The sequence below is a fragment of the Rhodococcus sp. IEGM 1409 genome (assembly GCF_030056735.1).
Taxonomy (GTDB): Bacteria; Actinomycetota; Actinomycetes; order Mycobacteriales; family Mycobacteriaceae; genus Rhodococcus_F.
On the sequence record NZ_JASHKN010000001.1, the window covers coordinates 351,212 to 367,154 of the forward strand.

At 62.4% G+C, this 15,943-nt stretch carries 15 protein-coding genes; 5 read left to right on the top strand and 10 right to left on the bottom strand.

Going from position 1 to position 15,943, the window contains the following annotated elements; translation table 11 throughout:
• Position 1: 1 nt before the first annotated feature.
• Complete coding sequence (locus QM716_RS01735; RefSeq protein ID WP_283301928.1) at positions 2 to 1,636, bottom strand: fatty acyl-AMP ligase; 1,635 nt, start codon at positions 1,634 to 1,636, stop codon at positions 2 to 4.
• 355 nt (positions 1,637 to 1,991) lie between these two features.
• Here QM716_RS01735 and QM716_RS01740 point away from each other — a divergent pair, with 355 nt between their 5' ends.
• From QM716_RS01740 to QM716_RS01750, 3 genes are all read left to right on the top strand, one after another.
• Positions 1,992 to 3,596 carry a peptide chain release factor 3 gene (locus QM716_RS01740; protein ID WP_502941955.1) on the top strand — a complete coding sequence of 535 codons (1,605 nt, stop codon included), beginning with the start codon at positions 1,992 to 1,994 and terminating at the stop codon, positions 3,594 to 3,596.
• Complete coding sequence (gene pnuC / locus QM716_RS01745) at positions 3,596 to 4,246, top strand: nicotinamide riboside transporter PnuC (RefSeq protein ID WP_283301932.1); 651 nt, start codon at positions 3,596 to 3,598, stop codon at positions 4,244 to 4,246. The genes QM716_RS01740 and pnuC overlap by 1 nt, the downstream gene beginning before the upstream one ends.
• Before the next feature lie 355 nt (positions 4,247 to 4,601).
• Positions 4,602 to 4,910, top strand: a complete 309-nt coding sequence (locus QM716_RS01750; protein ID WP_283301934.1) for a hypothetical protein — start codon at positions 4,602 to 4,604, stop codon at positions 4,908 to 4,910.
• 78 nt (positions 4,911 to 4,988) lie between these two features.
• Here the strand turns inward: QM716_RS01750 and QM716_RS01755 are convergent, their stop codons facing one another.
• From QM716_RS01755 to QM716_RS01785, 7 genes are all read right to left on the bottom strand, one after another.
• Positions 4,989 to 5,663: a pyridoxine/pyridoxamine 5'-phosphate oxidase gene (locus QM716_RS01755; protein WP_283301936.1), complete on the bottom strand. Its 675-nt coding sequence runs from the start codon at positions 5,661 to 5,663 to the stop codon at positions 4,989 to 4,991.
• 25 nt (positions 5,664 to 5,688) lie between these two features.
• Positions 5,689 to 6,189, bottom strand: a complete 501-nt coding sequence (locus QM716_RS01760) for a nuclear transport factor 2 family protein (RefSeq protein WP_283301938.1) — start codon at positions 6,187 to 6,189, stop codon at positions 5,689 to 5,691.
• Positions 6,190 to 6,286: 97 nt separating this feature from the next.
• Positions 6,287 to 6,928, bottom strand: a complete 642-nt coding sequence (locus QM716_RS01765) for a TetR/AcrR family transcriptional regulator (RefSeq protein ID WP_283301940.1) — start codon at positions 6,926 to 6,928, stop codon at positions 6,287 to 6,289.
• Positions 6,929 to 6,949: 21 nt separating this feature from the next.
• Entirely contained in the window at positions 6,950 to 8,686 is a 1,737-nt protein-coding gene (locus QM716_RS01770; RefSeq protein WP_283301942.1) for an ABC transporter ATP-binding protein, read from the bottom strand.
• The gene (locus tag QM716_RS01775; protein WP_283301944.1) at positions 8,683 to 10,620 is read right to left on the bottom strand and encodes an ABC transporter ATP-binding protein; all 1,938 of its coding nucleotides are present in this window, start codon (positions 10,618 to 10,620) and stop codon (positions 8,683 to 8,685) included. Before QM716_RS01775 ends, QM716_RS01770 begins: the two co-directional genes overlap by 4 nt.
• On the bottom strand, positions 10,617 to 10,832 hold the full coding sequence (locus QM716_RS01780) for a hypothetical protein (RefSeq protein WP_283301946.1): 216 nt from the start codon (positions 10,830 to 10,832) through the stop codon (positions 10,617 to 10,619). Before QM716_RS01780 ends, QM716_RS01775 begins: the two co-directional genes overlap by 4 nt.
• A 55-nt stretch (positions 10,833 to 10,887) precedes the next feature.
• Complete coding sequence (locus tag QM716_RS01785; protein ID WP_283301948.1) at positions 10,888 to 12,270, bottom strand: MFS transporter; 1,383 nt, start codon at positions 12,268 to 12,270, stop codon at positions 10,888 to 10,890.
• A gap of 84 nt (positions 12,271 to 12,354) precedes the next feature.
• Between QM716_RS01785 and QM716_RS01790 the strand changes: the two genes are divergently transcribed.
• Complete coding sequence (locus QM716_RS01790) at positions 12,355 to 12,993, top strand: TetR/AcrR family transcriptional regulator (protein ID WP_283301949.1); 639 nt, start codon at positions 12,355 to 12,357, stop codon at positions 12,991 to 12,993.
• 71 nt (positions 12,994 to 13,064) lie between these two features.
• Entirely contained in the window at positions 13,065 to 14,039 is a 975-nt protein-coding gene (locus QM716_RS01795; protein ID WP_283301951.1) for an ABC transporter substrate-binding protein, read from the top strand.
• Between the two features lies 1 nt (position 14,040).
• On the opposite strand, the gene QM716_RS01800 is transcribed toward QM716_RS01795, so the two are convergent.
• Together QM716_RS01800 and QM716_RS01805 are read right to left on the bottom strand one after the other, a co-directional pair.
• Complete coding sequence (locus QM716_RS01800; RefSeq protein ID WP_283301953.1) at positions 14,041 to 15,081, bottom strand: ABC transporter substrate-binding protein; 1,041 nt, start codon at positions 15,079 to 15,081, stop codon at positions 14,041 to 14,043.
• On the bottom strand, positions 15,078 to 15,929 hold the full coding sequence (locus QM716_RS01805; RefSeq protein WP_283301955.1) for an ABC transporter ATP-binding protein: 852 nt from the start codon (positions 15,927 to 15,929) through the stop codon (positions 15,078 to 15,080). The genes QM716_RS01800 and QM716_RS01805 overlap by 4 nt, the downstream gene beginning before the upstream one ends.
• Positions 15,930 to 15,943 lie beyond the last annotated feature (14 nt).

Consider the following 15,943-nt stretch of genomic DNA (forward strand, 5'->3'; position numbering starts at 1 on the left):
GTCAGTTACCCAGCAGGGCAGCTGAATTGGCGCGGCGAAGCTTTCCCGACGACGTCTTCGGGATACTGCCGGGACCCAGGACCGCAACGGCACGAGGGCGCACGCCGACGTCGGCAACCACGGCGTGGACCACTTCGCGCTCGATACGCTTGACCTCCTCCGGATCCTCGAAGGCGTTGGTCTCGACGGCGACGGCAAAGCTCTCACGCTTCTGGCCGGCATCCAGGCGAATGGCGACTGCATTTCCCGGGCGCACACCGGCAACGCTTCCGGCCGCCCGCTCGATGTCGGTCGGATACACGTTCCGGCCGCCCATGATGATGACGTCCTTGACTCGCCCGCACACCACAACCAGGCCTTCTTCGGTGAAATAACCGACGTCACCGGTGTCGAGCCAACCGTCGGCGTCCTGAGCCGGCTTGTGTCCGTCGACGGTGACATACCCGGGGGTGACTGCCTTGCCGCGAACCTCGATGATTCCGACGCCGCGAGCCGGGAGCACCTGGCCGTCGCGGTCGACGATGCGTCCTTCGAGGTCGGGCACCATCTTTCCCAACGTGGCGAGGGCGCGCGCATTGGGACGATTGGACGGCACCGCGCGGGACATCGACTCGAGGAAATCGGGATCGACGTAGTCGAGAACCTGACCCTGATCGGGATCCGGAATCGACACCGCCAGGGTGGTTTCCGCCATTCCGTACACGGGAGCGAGCGCAGTCGGGTTCAAACCGAAACGCGCGCCGGCCGCGGCGAGGGCATCCATCGTGTCGGGATCCACCGGTTCGGCGCCGTTCCACATGTATCGGACGCTGGACAGGTCGACTGCCCCGTCCTCTGCCTGTGCGAGTCGACGCGCCAAGAGGGAATATGCGAAGTTCGGTGCGGCCGTGACAGTTCCGCCGTACTTGCCCATCAGTTCCGCCCACAGCACCGGGGTGCGGAGGAAATCCATCGGCGTGATGCTGATGACCTCGGCGCCCACCTGCATCGGAACCGTCAAGAACCCGACCATGCCCATGTCGTGGAACAGAGGAAGCCAGCTCACCATCACGTCGTCTTCGATGGAGAACTTGATGCGGTTGATCATCGCGTAGGCATTTGTGTAGAAGTTCTCGTGCGTGATCTGCACGGCCTTGGGTGAACCGGTGGAACCGGACGTCAACTGCTGGAGTGCGATATCCGATTCGACCGTCTCCACGGGATCGATCGACGCTCCGCCACGAAGCTCGTCCACCGTCACAACGGTGATGCCACGCTCTTCGAGTAGCGGCTTGGCCGCATCGAAGGGTGCGCCCAGAATCACGGCTTTTGCCGAGATCATGTCGATCACCGTCTCGGTGTCCTGAGCCCAGACACCCAGATCCGTTCGGGGGGTCGGCTGATGCAGCATCGTCACCGACGCACCGCGCATCCACGTCGCCTGGCAGGCAGGCGCGATGTCGGCGGGCTGTCCAGCGAGAATGCCGATCGCAACGCCACGGTCGATACCGACCTCGGCCAGGCCGCCGGCCATGCGCCGAGCCTCCTGGTGGATGTCGCCCCAGGTCTGACGGAAAGCGTTGTCGGGCTCTCCCGTCACCAGGCCGCGGTCGGTGACTGCGGCGGTCGCATACATCTCTTCGGTGAACTTGCTCAACGCAACTCCTCGGTCAGTGTCACTCTTCGATCAGTGCAACTCTTCGCAGGACACAAATGGCTGTGTGTTCGAACACACACATACTTGGATAATCAGCGATCGTTCGCCGAGTGTTACGTCGCAGTGGTTACTACGTCGCAGTGGTCGGCGCGTATCCTTTCTCTGTTGTGCTGCCGCACTCTCCACCTGTCCGCGCACCGGCACGTCGCCGGCACTGACGCCCACTTCGAGAGGTTCTTCGTTGACTACCCCGTCAGACTCGACCGTCCCTTCCGACTCGACTGTCCAGTCCGACACCGAAGGCCCCGATTCCACCGAGAGTGGGTCGGTCGCGGTCACGACGACCACCAAGGGCTTGTCAGCTGAGGCAGAGCGTCGCCGCACCTTCGCCGTCATCTCGCATCCTGACGCCGGTAAGTCGACGCTCACCGAAGCGCTGGCACTGCACGCGAAGAAGATCTCCGAGGCAGGTGCCGTCCACGGCAAAGCAGGCCGCAAGTCGACGGTCTCGGACTGGATGGAGATGGAGAAGGCCCGCGGCATCTCCGTCAGTTCCACCGCACTGCAGTTCAACTACCACTCGTCCGAGACCCCGGACGAGCAGATCAACGTGATCAACCTCGTCGATACTCCCGGCCACTCCGACTTCTCCGAGGACACGTACCGCGTCCTGACCGCAGTCGACGCAGCCGTCATGCTCATCGACGCTGCCAAGGGCCTCGAACCGCAGACGCTCAAGCTGTTCCAGGTGTGTCGTCACCGCGGCATCCCGGTTATCACGGTCATCAACAAGTGGGACCGCCCCGGCCAGACTCCGCTCGAACTGCTCGACGAGATCAGCGAACGGATCGGCCTCACACCCACTCCCCTGTACTGGCCCGTCGGTATCGCCGGCGACTTCCGCGGACTGCTGCGGCGCGGCGAAGACGGCGGGGCCCGCGAGTACGTCCGCTTCACCCGTACCGCCGGCGGTGCGAAGATCGCCCCCGAAGAGGTCATGGACGCCGAAGCCGCACTTGCCAAGGAAGGCTCCGAGTGGGAGACCGCGGCCGAGGAGAGTGAACTGCTCTCCGCTACGGGTCAGGACCACGATCAGGAGATGTTCCTCGCCGGTCAAACGTCCCCGGTGATCTTCGCGTCTGCGATGCTCAACTTCGGTGTCCGCCAGATCCTCGACACCCTCGTCGAATTGGCGCCGCCGCCGCGAGGCCGCGAAGACCTCAGCGGCAAGCCACGCGAGGTCACCGATCCGTTCAGTGCGGTCGTCTTCAAGGTGCAGGCCGGTATGGACACCGCGCACCGTGACCGTCTGGCATTCATGCGCATCGTCTCCGGCGTGTTCGAGCGCGGCATGGTCGTCACGCACGCCCAAACCGGGAAACCCTTCACGACCAAGTACGCGCAGACGGTGTTCGGCCGCGAACGTTCCACTGTCGAGTCCGCGTTCCCCGGCGACGTCGTCGGCCTCGTCAACGCCACCGCCCTTGCGCCCGGCCACACGCTGTACACCGAGAAGAAGGTCGAGTTCCCGCCGATCCCGTCGTTCGCGCCGGAGCACTTCTCGATCCTGCGTGCCGAAAGCGCAGGCAAGTACAAGCAGTTCCGCCGCGCTGTCGACCAACTCGACTCCGAGGGCGTCGTCCAGATTCTTCGCAACGACATCCGCGGCGACGCCTCCCCCGTCATGGCGGCCGTCGGCCCGATGCAGTTCGAAGTTGTCGCAGCGCGCATGAAGGCCGAGTTCAACGTCGAGGCCAAGATGGAACCGCTCGGCTATGCATTGGCCCGTCGCACCGACGCCGCGTCCGAGGTCGAACTGAACCGCCAACGCGGTGTGGAGGTCTTCACCCGATCCGACGGTGTTCTCCTCGCTCTTGTCAGTGACAAGTGGCGCCTGCAGTACATCCAGAAGGAACTTCCGGATCTGACGCTCGAACCCCTCGTCGCTGCTGCGGACTGATGAGCCTGATCGAGGCGCTGTTCGACGCCGAACTGCACATCGGCAGCGCCACGATTCTCTGGCGAGAGATCATCGGAAACGCGTTCGGAATAGGGTCCGCGATCGCCGGCGCACGACGCTCTGTATGGGCGTGGCCTGTCGGTATAGCCGGAAATGCCCTGTTGTTCACGGTGTTCATGGGCGCGCTTTTCCACACGCCGCAAGAGCTCAATCTCTACGGCCAGGCCGGACGTCAGTTGTTGTTCATCACCGTCAGCGTCTACGGATGGACTCAGTGGCGACGCCGGGCACGCGACTCCGGTCGCGCAGTCCTGCCCCACTGGGCGACAACTCGCGAGCGCGTCGCCATGATCGCCGTCATGGCAAGCGGCACAATCGCTTTCGCCTGGATCTTCGACCTTCTCGGCTCGTACGGGGCGTGGGCGGAAGCCTGGATTTTCACCGGCTCCATCCTCGCGACGTACGGCATGGCACGCGGCTGGACGGAGTTCTGGCTCATCTGGATCGGCGTCGACGCCGTCGGTGTTCCCCTTCTTTTCCGGGCCGGGTACTACCCGTCGGCGATCCTCTATCTGGTCTACGCATTCTTCGTACTGTGGGGTTTCGCAATGTGGCTGCGCATTCAACGTCGAACTCCGCAAGGGGTGTAACCGTAAACGAACTCCTGGTATGTTTACGTCGATTAAGCAAACCGACGGTCTGTTTACGGGCATCAGGAGCGAAACAATGGAAGACAAGAATTCTCACGGAATAACGGGTCCCAACGGTTCCGGAAACGGATCGAGAGCCAGTAGTTCCGCGAGTAATGGTTCCGCGGGCAACCTTTCCACTAGCAACGGTTCTGCGAGTAATGGTTCTGCGAGCAACCTTTCCACTAGCAACGGTTCCGGCAGCGCCACCGCCACAGCGGATTTTCTGTCGACCGCACCCAAGCAATCGGATGCATTCACGTTTCCGCTTCCCACCCGAACCACGGCCGCACACAGCAGCGGAGAGGACCTTTCAGTGCCAGCTTCAACACGCGAATCATCGAGGACACTCGAGACTCGGAGTCGTACCGTCGTACGGCGCGACGCGATGGGCGTAGCCGCCGTTCGAGTAGCCGGGCGACTCACCCACACCGAACTCATCGCAAATCAGGCCTCACCCTCGAGCACGCATTCTTCCGATCCCACGATGGATCTGGACGAGTTGCTCACGATGCTCGGCAGCTACCTGTTGTCCTCGGGGTTCGAACATCCGGAAATTCACGCCAAACTCGGCGGACAGTCGATCGTCGTCAACCTCGTGTCGCCGGAAATCAGCGCCAGCTGATCTGGGCCCAACTGTTCTTCAGGGCCCAGCTGTTCAGGGCCCAGCTGTTCAGGGCCCAGCTGTTCAGGGCCCAGCTGTTCAGGGCCACAGCACTTCGCGTCTCCATGCTCGGTTCGAGCCGCGACGGTACAACCACCGCTGATGCCGACGCCCGGAGTCTGCCTGCCAGAACTCGACAGACTCCGGCTCGAGGCACCACGCACGCCAGTCCTTCGACACGAACCCTGGGTCGTCGCTGATTCTTGCTTCCGCAGCGGCCACCGACGTCTCGTACGCATCGAAGTCTTCGAGCACCTCACTCTGCTTACTTGCCGTCGCCACCGCTCTCGCAGTGACGGAGCGTTCGACGAAGTCTCGGCTTCGAAGTGCCTCGTCACCCTCGCACACCAATCCGCGAATCCGGACCTGCTGGCCTGTCTCACGCCAGTAGAACGCCAGCGATGCTCGCGGATTTTCTTTCAGCTCAATACCTTTCGGCGATGCGTCCGAACCCGAGAACCAGAACCCGCCCTCGGTCACGTCCTTGAGGATGAGGAAGCGGGAATCGGGTATACCGTCGTCGCCCACAGTCGAGAGCGCACACACGTGTGGCTCGACGACGCCGAAGGCCACGGCCGCACGGAGCCAGTCGAGGAACAACTCTCCTGGGTTTTCCGGAAAACGTTCAGGCGCGGGCGGCGGAGTTCCGGTCAGTGCGGGAATACCGCGAATCCATGCCCGGACGTCCGGCAGCGAAAAATCTGCGTCAACCATGAGCCGACTCTAATCGCGGGCGGCCTCAGGAGACGTTGCGAACGATCGAGTCACCGAACGAGGGTTGCTGCAGCAGTGCCCACTTGTTGGACGTCAAACGAAAACTCGGCATATCGGCGAGCGCCACCACCGATTCCCAGGTGCGCTCGTAGCTCGTGTGGGAGATTCGCCATTCACCGTCGCTGCAGCGGGTGTATCTGTCGTGATAGAAAGCCGATCCACGAAGCAGCATGCCGTCTTCGGGGATGACCACCGTGTCCGCAAGGCACCAGATCCCGGTTGCGGTGTCTCCGTCGACGTCGATCTCGGGTTGCCCACATTGATGTTCGGTGATGATGTGTGAGCCGAGGGTGTTCTCGAGAAAGGAGACAAATGAATCTCGAGAATCGAAACTGAGTTGTTCTCCGTAGATCGCGGTGGCGTCGACGGTCAGAGTGTCGGCGAATTCGACCCACGATTTGGTGTCCAAGGCGCGTGCGTATCGGTACTTGAGTCTTTGGATGAGAACAATCGCTTCGAGATCCATGATCCCCGCCTCCCGGTGCAGCAACCACCCGTCCTATGCGTGCACATTAGCCTGTATCACGCAGAAACGGGCATTACTCTCAAAGCTAGTAGAAATGTCAGCCGATAACACGCTTTTCCAGGCCGTCGAGCATGATCGTGATCTTCTCGTCCAACCAACCGCGTCCGTGCCACGTCGATTCGTCACCGATCCCCTCGATCAACGACTCCGACGCATTCCAACTCTCCTGATACGCCTGGCGTGCAGAACGCGAATCCGCGGAGCTGACGGTCTTGTCCAGTGCCGCCATCATCGCGAACTGAGTCATCGTCACCTCGGAGATGAAGTCCACCGCCAGTACCGCGTCGTGTGGTGTGAAGCCTTGCGCAGTCAACGAACCGACCAGTTTCTCCACGATCTCGATTATCGCCGGCGGCGTGCCCGGAACAGCGAGACCGACCTGGGCGAGGCCAGGATAGCGCTCGAACGAGGACCACAGAACGTCGCAGAGGTCCTTCAGAAATTCACGCCACGGACGATCCGTGTCCGGCCACACAGTCTGACGCACAACGTGATCCGAGCAGGCCCGCAGCAGCGCTTCACGGTCGGCGAAGTAGCGATAAAGTGCAGAATGACTGACGCCCAGACGCTTTGCCACACTCGGCATGGTCAATTCACTCAGATCACCAGCCAGGGCGGCTTCGACGATATCCACTCTCGACAACGTCGGCGGTCGCCCTGCCTTCTTTCCGGTCTGCATTCTGCTCAGCCTGCCATCTGCTCAGCCTGCTACCAACCGCCATCCCGACGCACGGTGGCGCTGATTCCAGAACGCGGCGTAGTTCCCACCGGCCGCGAGCAGAACTTCGTGGGTTCCCACTTCGACGATTGATCCGTCGTCACCGAGCACGATGATCTGGTCTGCGGCCACGACGGTCGACAGTTTGTGAGCGATCACGAGCAGTGTGCTTTCGCTGGCGAGTTCCTGCATCGCACGCTGAACGTGTGCCTCGTTCTCGGGATCGAGCGCGGCCGTCGCCTCGTCGAGCAGCACGATGGGTGCGCGTTTGAGGAGTGCACGCGCAATGGAGACCCGTTGGCGCTCCCCACCGGACAGTGCCGTCCCGCCCTCACCGACACGGGTGTCCCAACCCCGCGGAAGTCGCTCGACGATTTCTGCGACTCCGGCGATCCGAGCAACGTCGAAGACTTCCTCGTCCGTGGCTTCGGGACGGCCGAGACGAATGTTCGCGATCAACGTGTCGTCGAAGAGGTACACGTCCTGGAAGACCAGGGACAGCTGCGACATCAGATCGGCACTCGTGAGATCCCGGACGTCGACGCCGCCGACACGAACCACCCCGGAGTCGACGTCGTAGAAGCGCGAGATCAGCCGGGTGACGGTGGTTTTGCCCGACCCTGACGGACCGACCAACGCCGTCAGCGACTTCCGCGGCACGTCGAAGGAGATGTTCCGCAGAACCTGCCCGCCGTCGGCGTAACCGAAGTCGACGGCGTCGAACTGCACGGCCGTCTCCCCCGTCGCCGGCCCGCTGGCATCGGGTTCGACCAGTGGTTCAACTTCGAGGATCTCGGACATCCGACGGATATCGTTGCGCGCCATTCTGATTGCACCGCCGAACTCGCCGATCTCACCTAGCGGTTGGATGAACCGTGCGGTGAGCCCGAGTAGCGCGATCAACGTGACCGGGTCGATGTCGCCGCCGAGCGCGAGGAAAGCACCCAGGATGATCACGGCTGAGAACACGAATTGCAGGGCGATCCCGTTGACCACGGAACCGATCACCACGAACCACAGTTGTGAACGACCCGCGGTGTGCTGAGCTTCGATCGCGTCGTCGAGCGGTTCGTACACCCCGTGGGTGCGTCCGAAAGCACGCAGGACCGGTTGGCAACGCGCGTATTCGAGCACCCGATTGTTCGATTCGACCGCCGCGGCATGGGCCTGATCGTCGGCCTTGGCGGTCATCGCCGAAGCAAAGCGTGCTGCTGCGAAGAGAATCGGAACGCTGACCACCAGTGCGAGCCCGAGTCGCCAATCGAAGAACAGCATGCACACGACAATGGTTGCCGGGCTGGCGATTCCGGAGATGATCGGTGTCATCAGATGCGCGGCCGCCCCCATCACCGAGATGGTGCCCTTGCTAGCGACCTGCGATACCTGACCGAGTCGGCCGGCACCGAACCAGCCGAGCGGGAGCGTGACCAGGTGATCACCGAGTCGCAGATGCATCGTCCGCAGCAGGGTGAGTGCCGACTCGAATCCCTTGATGGCCTGCAGGTAATGCGCAATCGAACTGATCACGGCGCAGACGGCCATGGCGGCGAGCCACCGACCGAAACTGCCCCAGTCCTGCTCGAACAGTGCCTGCACGGTCGGCACGAGCAATGCCACTGCCAAACCCTGCATCACGCCGTACAACACTGCCCACACCAGGAACTCGCGATAGCGGCCCTGATTCTGCGGGCCGAGTATCCGGAAGAGGTCGCGAATCATGAGTTGGCCTTTCCTACTGCTTCGGAGCTTCCCTCGATGCTGTCGGGCCGACTGTTTTCAACCGAGTCGGCCCGACTGTTTTCAACCGAGCCGGCCCGACTGTTTTCAACCGAGTCGGCCCGACTGTGGCTCGCCCACATCCGGGCATACGTTGAACCATTCGCCACGAGCTGATCGTGCGTGCCCTTCTCCACGATCCGCCCGGCGTCGAGGACCACAATCTGATCGGCACTCACGATCGAAGCCAACCGGTGCGCGATCACCAGCACGGTCCGCCCCACAGTCAAACGCGACAATGCTTCCTGGATATCAGCTTCGGACTCCGGGTCCGCAAACGCGGTTGCCTCGTCGAGCACGAGAACGGGAGTGTCCGCGAGAATTGCCCGCGCGATGGAGACTCGTTGCGCCTCACCGCCCGAGAACCTGGCGTCGACCCCGACCACGGAGTCGTACCCTCTCGGGAGGGCTTCAATGCGGGTGTCGATCTGTGCGGCTGCGGCAGCAGCCTTCACCTCGGCCGGCGACGCCTGGGGGCGGGCAAGCCGAATGTTTTCGAGCACAGTCGCTTCGACCAACTGCACGTCCTGCAGAACGAATCCGACGTGGCGGTACAGCTCGTCGGTAGCGACGTCCCGGACGTCGACACCGCCAATGGCCACTGATCCGGTACGCACGTCATGGAATCGGGGAACGAGCGTTGCCAGCGTCGACTTACCCGAACCCGAAGGTCCGACCAACGCCGTCACCGTGCCCTCCGGCAGCGTCAGATCGATGCCGGACAGAACGTCTGCCCCGTCGTCGTAGGCGAAAGAGACTCCGGAGAATCGAACTTCGTTCCCCGCAGGCTTTTTCGGATGATCGGTTTCCGGCAGCGCGTCGGTTGCGAACAGCTCGATCAGCCGCGCCGCAGCGGCAGCAGCCTCACGGCGGGCCTGCATACCGAAACCGATGGTCGTCACCGACACCGGAATCACCATCGCGACAAGAGAACTGGTCAGCACATCGATGGGCGACACCCATCCGGAGTGAACGAACCACGAGCCGAGACCAAGGTTGACCACCAGCACTACCGGTGCGCTCAATGCAATCGAGGCCAGCGCCTCGGTCCGAAGCATCGGACGAACCCAACCCTCGTACGAAACGGCAAAAGCCTTGGCGGCATCGCGGTATCGAGAATGTGACTGCTTGTCCTGACCGAAAGTCTTGACCACTGCGATGCCCGTGACGAACTCGACGATCGTGTTGCTGATAGCCGCGATGCCCTCGTTCATCCGGCTCATCTTGACGGCCATGTCCTTCGTCATCGTCGCATAGGCGATCATGTAGATCGGGAGCGTGGCAATCGCGACCAATCCCAGACGCCAGTCGATCGAAATCACGTAGCCGAGTCCGACCAGCGGCACCGCGATGGCTCCGGTGGTCTCGACGGCGCTGTGCGCAACAAGGTAGTGGAGATCGGAAATATCGTTCTGCGCAGCTTTGCGCACGGTTCCGGACGAGTGGGAGGTGAACCAGCCCAGAGGAAGTCGGCCAAGCGTCGCTGCGATTCGGCGTCGGAGCACAGCTTGGAGATTCACGTCGGCAAAGTGCGTGACGATCAACGCACCGCCACCGAAGAACGCACGCATGCCCAAGCCGAAGACGACCACCCACACGATCGTCCAGACGCGGGACGAGTCGATGTCACCACCCACGATCAGCGTCTTACCCAGTTCGGCGATGGCCACGTACGGCACGATGGCAGCGACCGCGGCGATAACCTGCATCACCATCGCGATAGTCGTCCGTGTGCGAACTGGCGCAAGGAGCACACGTAGCGCGCTCTTCTGCGCCGCCGCTTCGGCCTTGGCCTGTGAGGCTTCGGCCGCAGACCCATGCGGTGCGCCGGCCTCCTCGGGTTGAACGTCTGTTGTCTTGTCCTGTGTTGTCGTCATTTCGAGAACGCCTTCCCTCGGGTGACTGCGTCGGCGTCGGATGCGATGCGGCCTTGGAGTTCCGCGCCGGTGAGTGTGCGATCGGCAAGAGCCTCGAGGTCTTCGCTTTGCAAGATCTCCTTCGCCGCCTGTGATTGCAGGGTGGCGAAGCCCGTATCGGGCTTGACCCCGAGCGTGAGTGCCGTTGCTCGTAGGCCCCACTGCTGCCGCATCCATCTCTCCCGGCTTTAGTTACACACTGTCTCAATTAGGGGAGCCTACAATAACTCAAGCCGTTTGTGCAGCCCTCATCACCGGAAGTGCAATCGCCGGCAGACACGCAACAACACTGATGACGGCACCCATTACGAACGCCACCGCGAACGAATCGCCCGAAGCGCCGATCGCCAGGACCGCTGTTGTCACCGGGGCACCCACCGCCGAACCGACCGTTCTGATCACGCTGTTGACACCACTGGCTGCTGCCATTTCCGACGGCGGGACGATCGAAGCAACCAGCAGAGCACAGACCGCAAACCCCACGCCGTTCCCCAATCCGACGAGGGAGAAGAACAACACGATCGCAACCACCGAGCTCGGCCAGATCGCGAGACCGACCGCTCCCGTCGCCATGAGTGCCAGCGCTATGACCGCAGGCACTCGCGGCCCGTATCGACGCGCGAGAGTCGGCGTCAAACGACCTCCGAGGAAGACGAGGACGGCGGCGGGCAAGAGCGCCAATCCGGTCTGCACAACAGTGAATCCGCTTCCATACGTGGACGTTTCCGGCGCCTGGAGGATCCGCGGCAGGCAGAGGTAGAAGATGTACGGCACGAACCCGAACACCAGGGTCAGTGCGCTGGTGATCATCATCGGCCTGTCCCGAAAAACTCGCATGTCGACGATCGGAGCGTCGTGGCGGGAATCGACGACAATCAGAGTTGCGAACGAGACGAACGCGATAACGATCAGACCCCAGAATCCGAGCGACAAAACTCCCCAGTCGGAGGCTTTGGTGATCGCCAGGAGCAGGCTCACCAATCCGAACGCCAGAGCGCCGGCACCGGCCCAGTCCGTCGGCATACCCGGCCGGCGATGCGAACCCGGCACTACGGCCACTACGGCCACCAAAGCAAGCACGATCAGGATCCCGGTAATCACGAACAACCACTGCCAACTGAGGTACTCGAGAATGACACCGCCGATCACCAGCGCACTTCCGGCACCGATTCCCAAAGTCCCAGCGAGCCAACCTATCCCCGAAGACAACTCGGGGCCAGCCACAGTTCTCCGCAGTACTGCCATGGCGAGCGGGAAGCTCGCCATACTCACCCCCTGGACAGCTCGAACGACAAGCAGCACCCCGATATTCGGGGCGGCCGCCGCGGCAAATGTTGCGAGAGCAAAGATGATCAGGACGACCACCAGGACTCGCTTGTCGCCGAATCGGTCACCCATCGCCCCGACGATCGGAGCCATCACCGCGGCCGCCAATAGGTACGCCGTCAGGATCCAGCCGGTCACCGCCACGGACGTATCGAAATGCTCACCCAACACCGGCAACGCCGGCACCAGCATGGTCTGCATGAGCGAGTAAACGAGCACCGCCCCCGCAAGCGCGGCGATCACCCGGCTCCCGGATCGCGTGGGCGCCTCCGCCAAGGTTGTCATCGACACCTTCCTCCAATCACGTTTTCAATCGGAACGGACCACTCCGTTCCGATTGAGTAAACCATGCATTGCTAGCCTGTGGGAATGGCGAAAGAGAATGCGAGCCTCCCCGGACGCGCCCGAGAAGCCGCAGACAACGACGTCACCGTACTGCGAGCAGCGCGCGAGATCTTCGCCGAACAGGGTTGGAATGCACCGGTATCGGCGATTGCCACCCGGGCCGGGGTCGGCGTCGGCAGCATCTATCGCCGCTACCGCGGCAAAGAGGAACTGGCGCAATCCCTACGCGTCTGGGCGATCGACCACCTCGCCACCCTGGCGCGAGAGTGCGTGAGCAACGCAGACAACGATGAAGCCGTACTGAAGACGTTCTTCTCGCGATACCTTGCCGAATCGGTGGGACCGCTCATTCCCGTCCTCGGCGGCAGGTTGCCCGAACACGCCGAAGTTACCCGCGCCGCCGAAGAATTGGAGGCCGCGCTGCAATCGATGGTCGACATCTGCATCGACACTCACGAAGTCCCGCCCGACTTCACTTCTGCAGACGTCATGCTCATGACGGTGCATCTACGGCCGACCCTGCCGATCGAGGGGGTCCGCGCCACCGAAATCCACACGCGCTATCTCGAGTTCATGCTCGACGGACTTCGTCACGGAAGACCTCAACCGTCGACCACTCACCCATCCTGGAGCGAATGGCTTCAGATGTGGCAGGGCAACTGACCCTGAGGACACCCGAACGACATGTCAGGTTAGGCTTACCTAGTTTAGCTCGCCATGTTCGGAAGGTTCTCATGAAAATCACTCGCAGGCTCGCCGGCTTCACCGCACTACCCGCCGTTGCCGCACTCCTACTCACCGGCTGCGGAAGCAGCGACGCATCATCTTCTACCGAAACCAGTTCTACCGACCAGTCCTGGAGTTACACAACGGGATACGGAAACACGATCACCCTCGATCACGCCCCGGAGCGGATCGTCGTCGATGCGTACTCCGCTGCTGCGCTGTGGGACTACGGCATTCGTCCGGTCGGCATCTTCGGTTACGGCGTCGGCAATCCCGACGTCACCGATCACGCCGACGAGTCGACGATGACCGTCGTCGGTCGTGAAGGTGAACTCAGCGCGGAAGCCCTTGCGGCGCTGGACGCAGACCTGGTCATCGGGTACGGAAACAGCGACGACCCGACCCGATGGACTTGGTGGGACGAGCCGATGGGCAAGACCGTCAACGATGTTGCACCGTTTGTCGGTGTCAAGTTCTCCGGCGCGTCGACGCCGGACGTGTTGAGCGAATACGCCTCACTCGCCGAAGCGCTCGGCGGAGACACCGACACAGCAACGGCACGCGAGGGCAAGGAAGCATTCGAATCCGGGGCAGCGCGCATCCGAACCGCCGCGGGCAAGGTTGACGACATCGAAGTGCTCGCCCTGAACGGTGACGGCTCCGAGTTGTACGCAGGCACAACGGCTCTCGCTCAGTTCGGCTACCTGAAGGAACTCGGCGTGAAGTTCACCGGCCCGGGAGGCGACAAAGGCTGGGCCGACCTCAGCTGGGAGCAGGTCCCGGATTATCCGGCGGACATCGTTTTCCAGTTCGCGAAGTCGGCAGAAGCGTTCGCAGCATCACCCGTGTTCGTCAAGCTACCCGCGGTGACCGCGAACCAGGTGATCGACTTCGACGACAAGCGTCCGAACACCTACGCCAATTACGGCGCCTGGTTCGAGCAGGTTGCACAACTACTCGACCAGGCCCGCAACGTCGCCTGAATTACTGTCCAGCGGTGATTCGCCCGGCCGCTTCCTCGAGAACGTCGAGGAAGGTGGCCGCGGTGAGCGCAAATCCTTGGTTGTATCGCGCGTCGCTGGTCAACACGTTGCCTGCTTGAACTGCAGGCAATCGCTGCCACGTCGGCTGCGTCTTGATCGCGTCGAGTGCTTCCTGATCGCGTGCTTGGGCGATGATCACATCCGCCGGAGCCAAGGTGTCGAGTTGCTCGAAAGACAACTCGAACGAGTTTTCTGCATTGTCGTCGTCGCGGAAAAGCACGTCGAGGCCGGCATCGATTGCGACGCTGATCCGCAGATTCCGCTGGTGCACCAGGAATCCGGTCGGCGTCTGAACGCCGAAAACGATCTTCTTTCCGCCGAGCTTCTCCTGCAACATCGGACGCAGTCTCGCGAGTTTGTCGTCGTACTCCGCGATGGAAGCCTCGGCGATCGCCACCCGGTCGAGCTGGCTCGCCTGCGCCATCAGCGCACCTCGCCAGTCGACCGGGTGTCCGGCGATCGGTTCGACGTCGTCGCCGACGACCAACAGCGGCGCGATGGAAGACAACCGCTCGGTGCCGTACCAGTCACTGGTGTATCCGATCGCAGTGATGACGATCAGATCGGGCTCGAGAGCGAGCAACGCCTCGAAGTTGGTGGAAAAGTCGCCGGCGACGTTGACGAAGCTCGCGCCCTCGATGGCGCGGCCGGGAAACTGGAATCCCGCCTTGGCGTCGGGGAACCAGAAGTTGCCCGAACCGACGATCGGGTAGTCCATCATCATCGCGAATTCGAGGTCGACGCGGCCGTCGAGCACCACCACACGCTTGGGGTCGCGCGGAACGTCGCCACTGAACTCGGCCCACGTGTACGGGAGAGTGTCACTGGCCGAGTCGGATTCGCCATCGGAGCTTCCGCAGGCGCTCAGCGCCAGTGCTGCAGCCACACCGGCAGCGCCACCGAAGAATCGGCGTCGTGAAATGCGGTCGACGATCTGAGCCCACTCAGTGTCGGTAACCTGCGTATCCAGAACGAGTGTCATACCCTTGCTCCTTCGATGTTTCGTTGACGCTCGCGTCCCAGCGGAATGACCAGCGGTGTGTGGGAAACCGGATCGTCGATGATGCGGCATGCCATGCCGAACACCTCCTCCACCAGTTCTTCGGTGATGATCTCCGCAGGCTGGCCTTCGGCGACTACTGCGCCGTCCTTCATCGCGATGATGTGAGTTCCGTAGCGGCACGCGTGGTTGAGATCGTGAAGCACGGCCACCAGCGTGTGTCCGTCGTTCTCGTTCAGATCGCGGCACAGCTCCAACAGCTCGATCTGATGCGCGATGTCGAGGAAGGTCGTCGGTTCGTCCAGCAGCACCAACGGGGTCTGCTGCGCGAGAACCATAGCGACCCAGACACGTTGACGCTGACCGCCGGACAGTTCGTCGACCGGCCTGGCCGACAGATCCGTGACCTTGGTTGCCTCCATCGCCTTGATGACGGCGGCCTCGTCCTCCCTGGACCACTGGCGGATCAGCTTCTGGTGCGGATAACGTCCTCGCGCAACCAGATCGGCGACTTTGATACCGTCCGGCGCGATCGACGTCTGCGGTAGAAGCCCGAGTCGCCTCGCAACTTCCTTGGCCGGGTACGACGTTATCGCCTTGCCATCGAGGAGGACCTTGCCGGTAGTCGGCTTGAGCAACCGCGACAACGCACGCAGAAGCGTCGACTTGCCGCAGGCGTTTGGACCGACGATGACGGTGAAGCCACCGTCGGGGATCTCGACGTCGAGGTGCTCCGAGATGACACGCTTGTCGTAACCGATCGTGACGTCCTCGGCGCGAAGCCGATTCGTCCTTTCAGCCACGACGGCGGCCGTACTTGTCTCGTTCACGCTGTTCCTCGTTC

What these genes read in the sequence shown, in the direction of transcription:
- QM716_RS01780 (WP_283301946.1), bottom strand. Translation starts at nt 10,832, where the DNA reads ATGCGGCAGCAGTGGGGCCTACGAGCAACGGCACTCACGCTCGGGGTC.
- QM716_RS01775 (WP_283301944.1), bottom strand. Translation starts at nt 10,620, where the DNA reads ATGACGACAACACAGGACAAGACAACAGACGTTCAACCCGAGGAGGCC.
- QM716_RS01765 (WP_283301940.1), bottom strand. Translation starts at nt 6,928, where the DNA reads ATGCAGACCGGAAAGAAGGCAGGGCGACCGCCGACGTTGTCGAGAGTG.
- pnuC (WP_283301932.1), top strand. Translation starts at nt 3,596, where the DNA reads ATGAGCCTGATCGAGGCGCTGTTCGACGCCGAACTGCACATCGGCAGC.
- QM716_RS01800 (WP_283301953.1), bottom strand. Translation starts at nt 15,081, where the DNA reads ATGACACTCGTTCTGGATACGCAGGTTACCGACACTGAGTGGGCTCAG.
- QM716_RS01790 (WP_283301949.1), top strand. Translation starts at nt 12,355, where the DNA reads ATGGCGAAAGAGAATGCGAGCCTCCCCGGACGCGCCCGAGAAGCCGCA.
- QM716_RS01755 (WP_283301936.1), bottom strand. Translation starts at nt 5,663, where the DNA reads ATGGTTGACGCAGATTTTTCGCTGCCGGACGTCCGGGCATGGATTCGC.
- QM716_RS01785 (WP_283301948.1), bottom strand. Translation starts at nt 12,270, where the DNA reads ATGACAACCTTGGCGGAGGCGCCCACGCGATCCGGGAGCCGGGTGATC.
- QM716_RS01770 (WP_283301942.1), bottom strand. Translation starts at nt 8,686, where the DNA reads ATGATTCGCGACCTCTTCCGGATACTCGGCCCGCAGAATCAGGGCCGC.
- QM716_RS01760 (WP_283301938.1), bottom strand. Translation starts at nt 6,189, where the DNA reads ATGGATCTCGAAGCGATTGTTCTCATCCAAAGACTCAAGTACCGATAC.
- QM716_RS01795 (WP_283301951.1), top strand. Translation starts at nt 13,065, where the DNA reads ATGAAAATCACTCGCAGGCTCGCCGGCTTCACCGCACTACCCGCCGTT.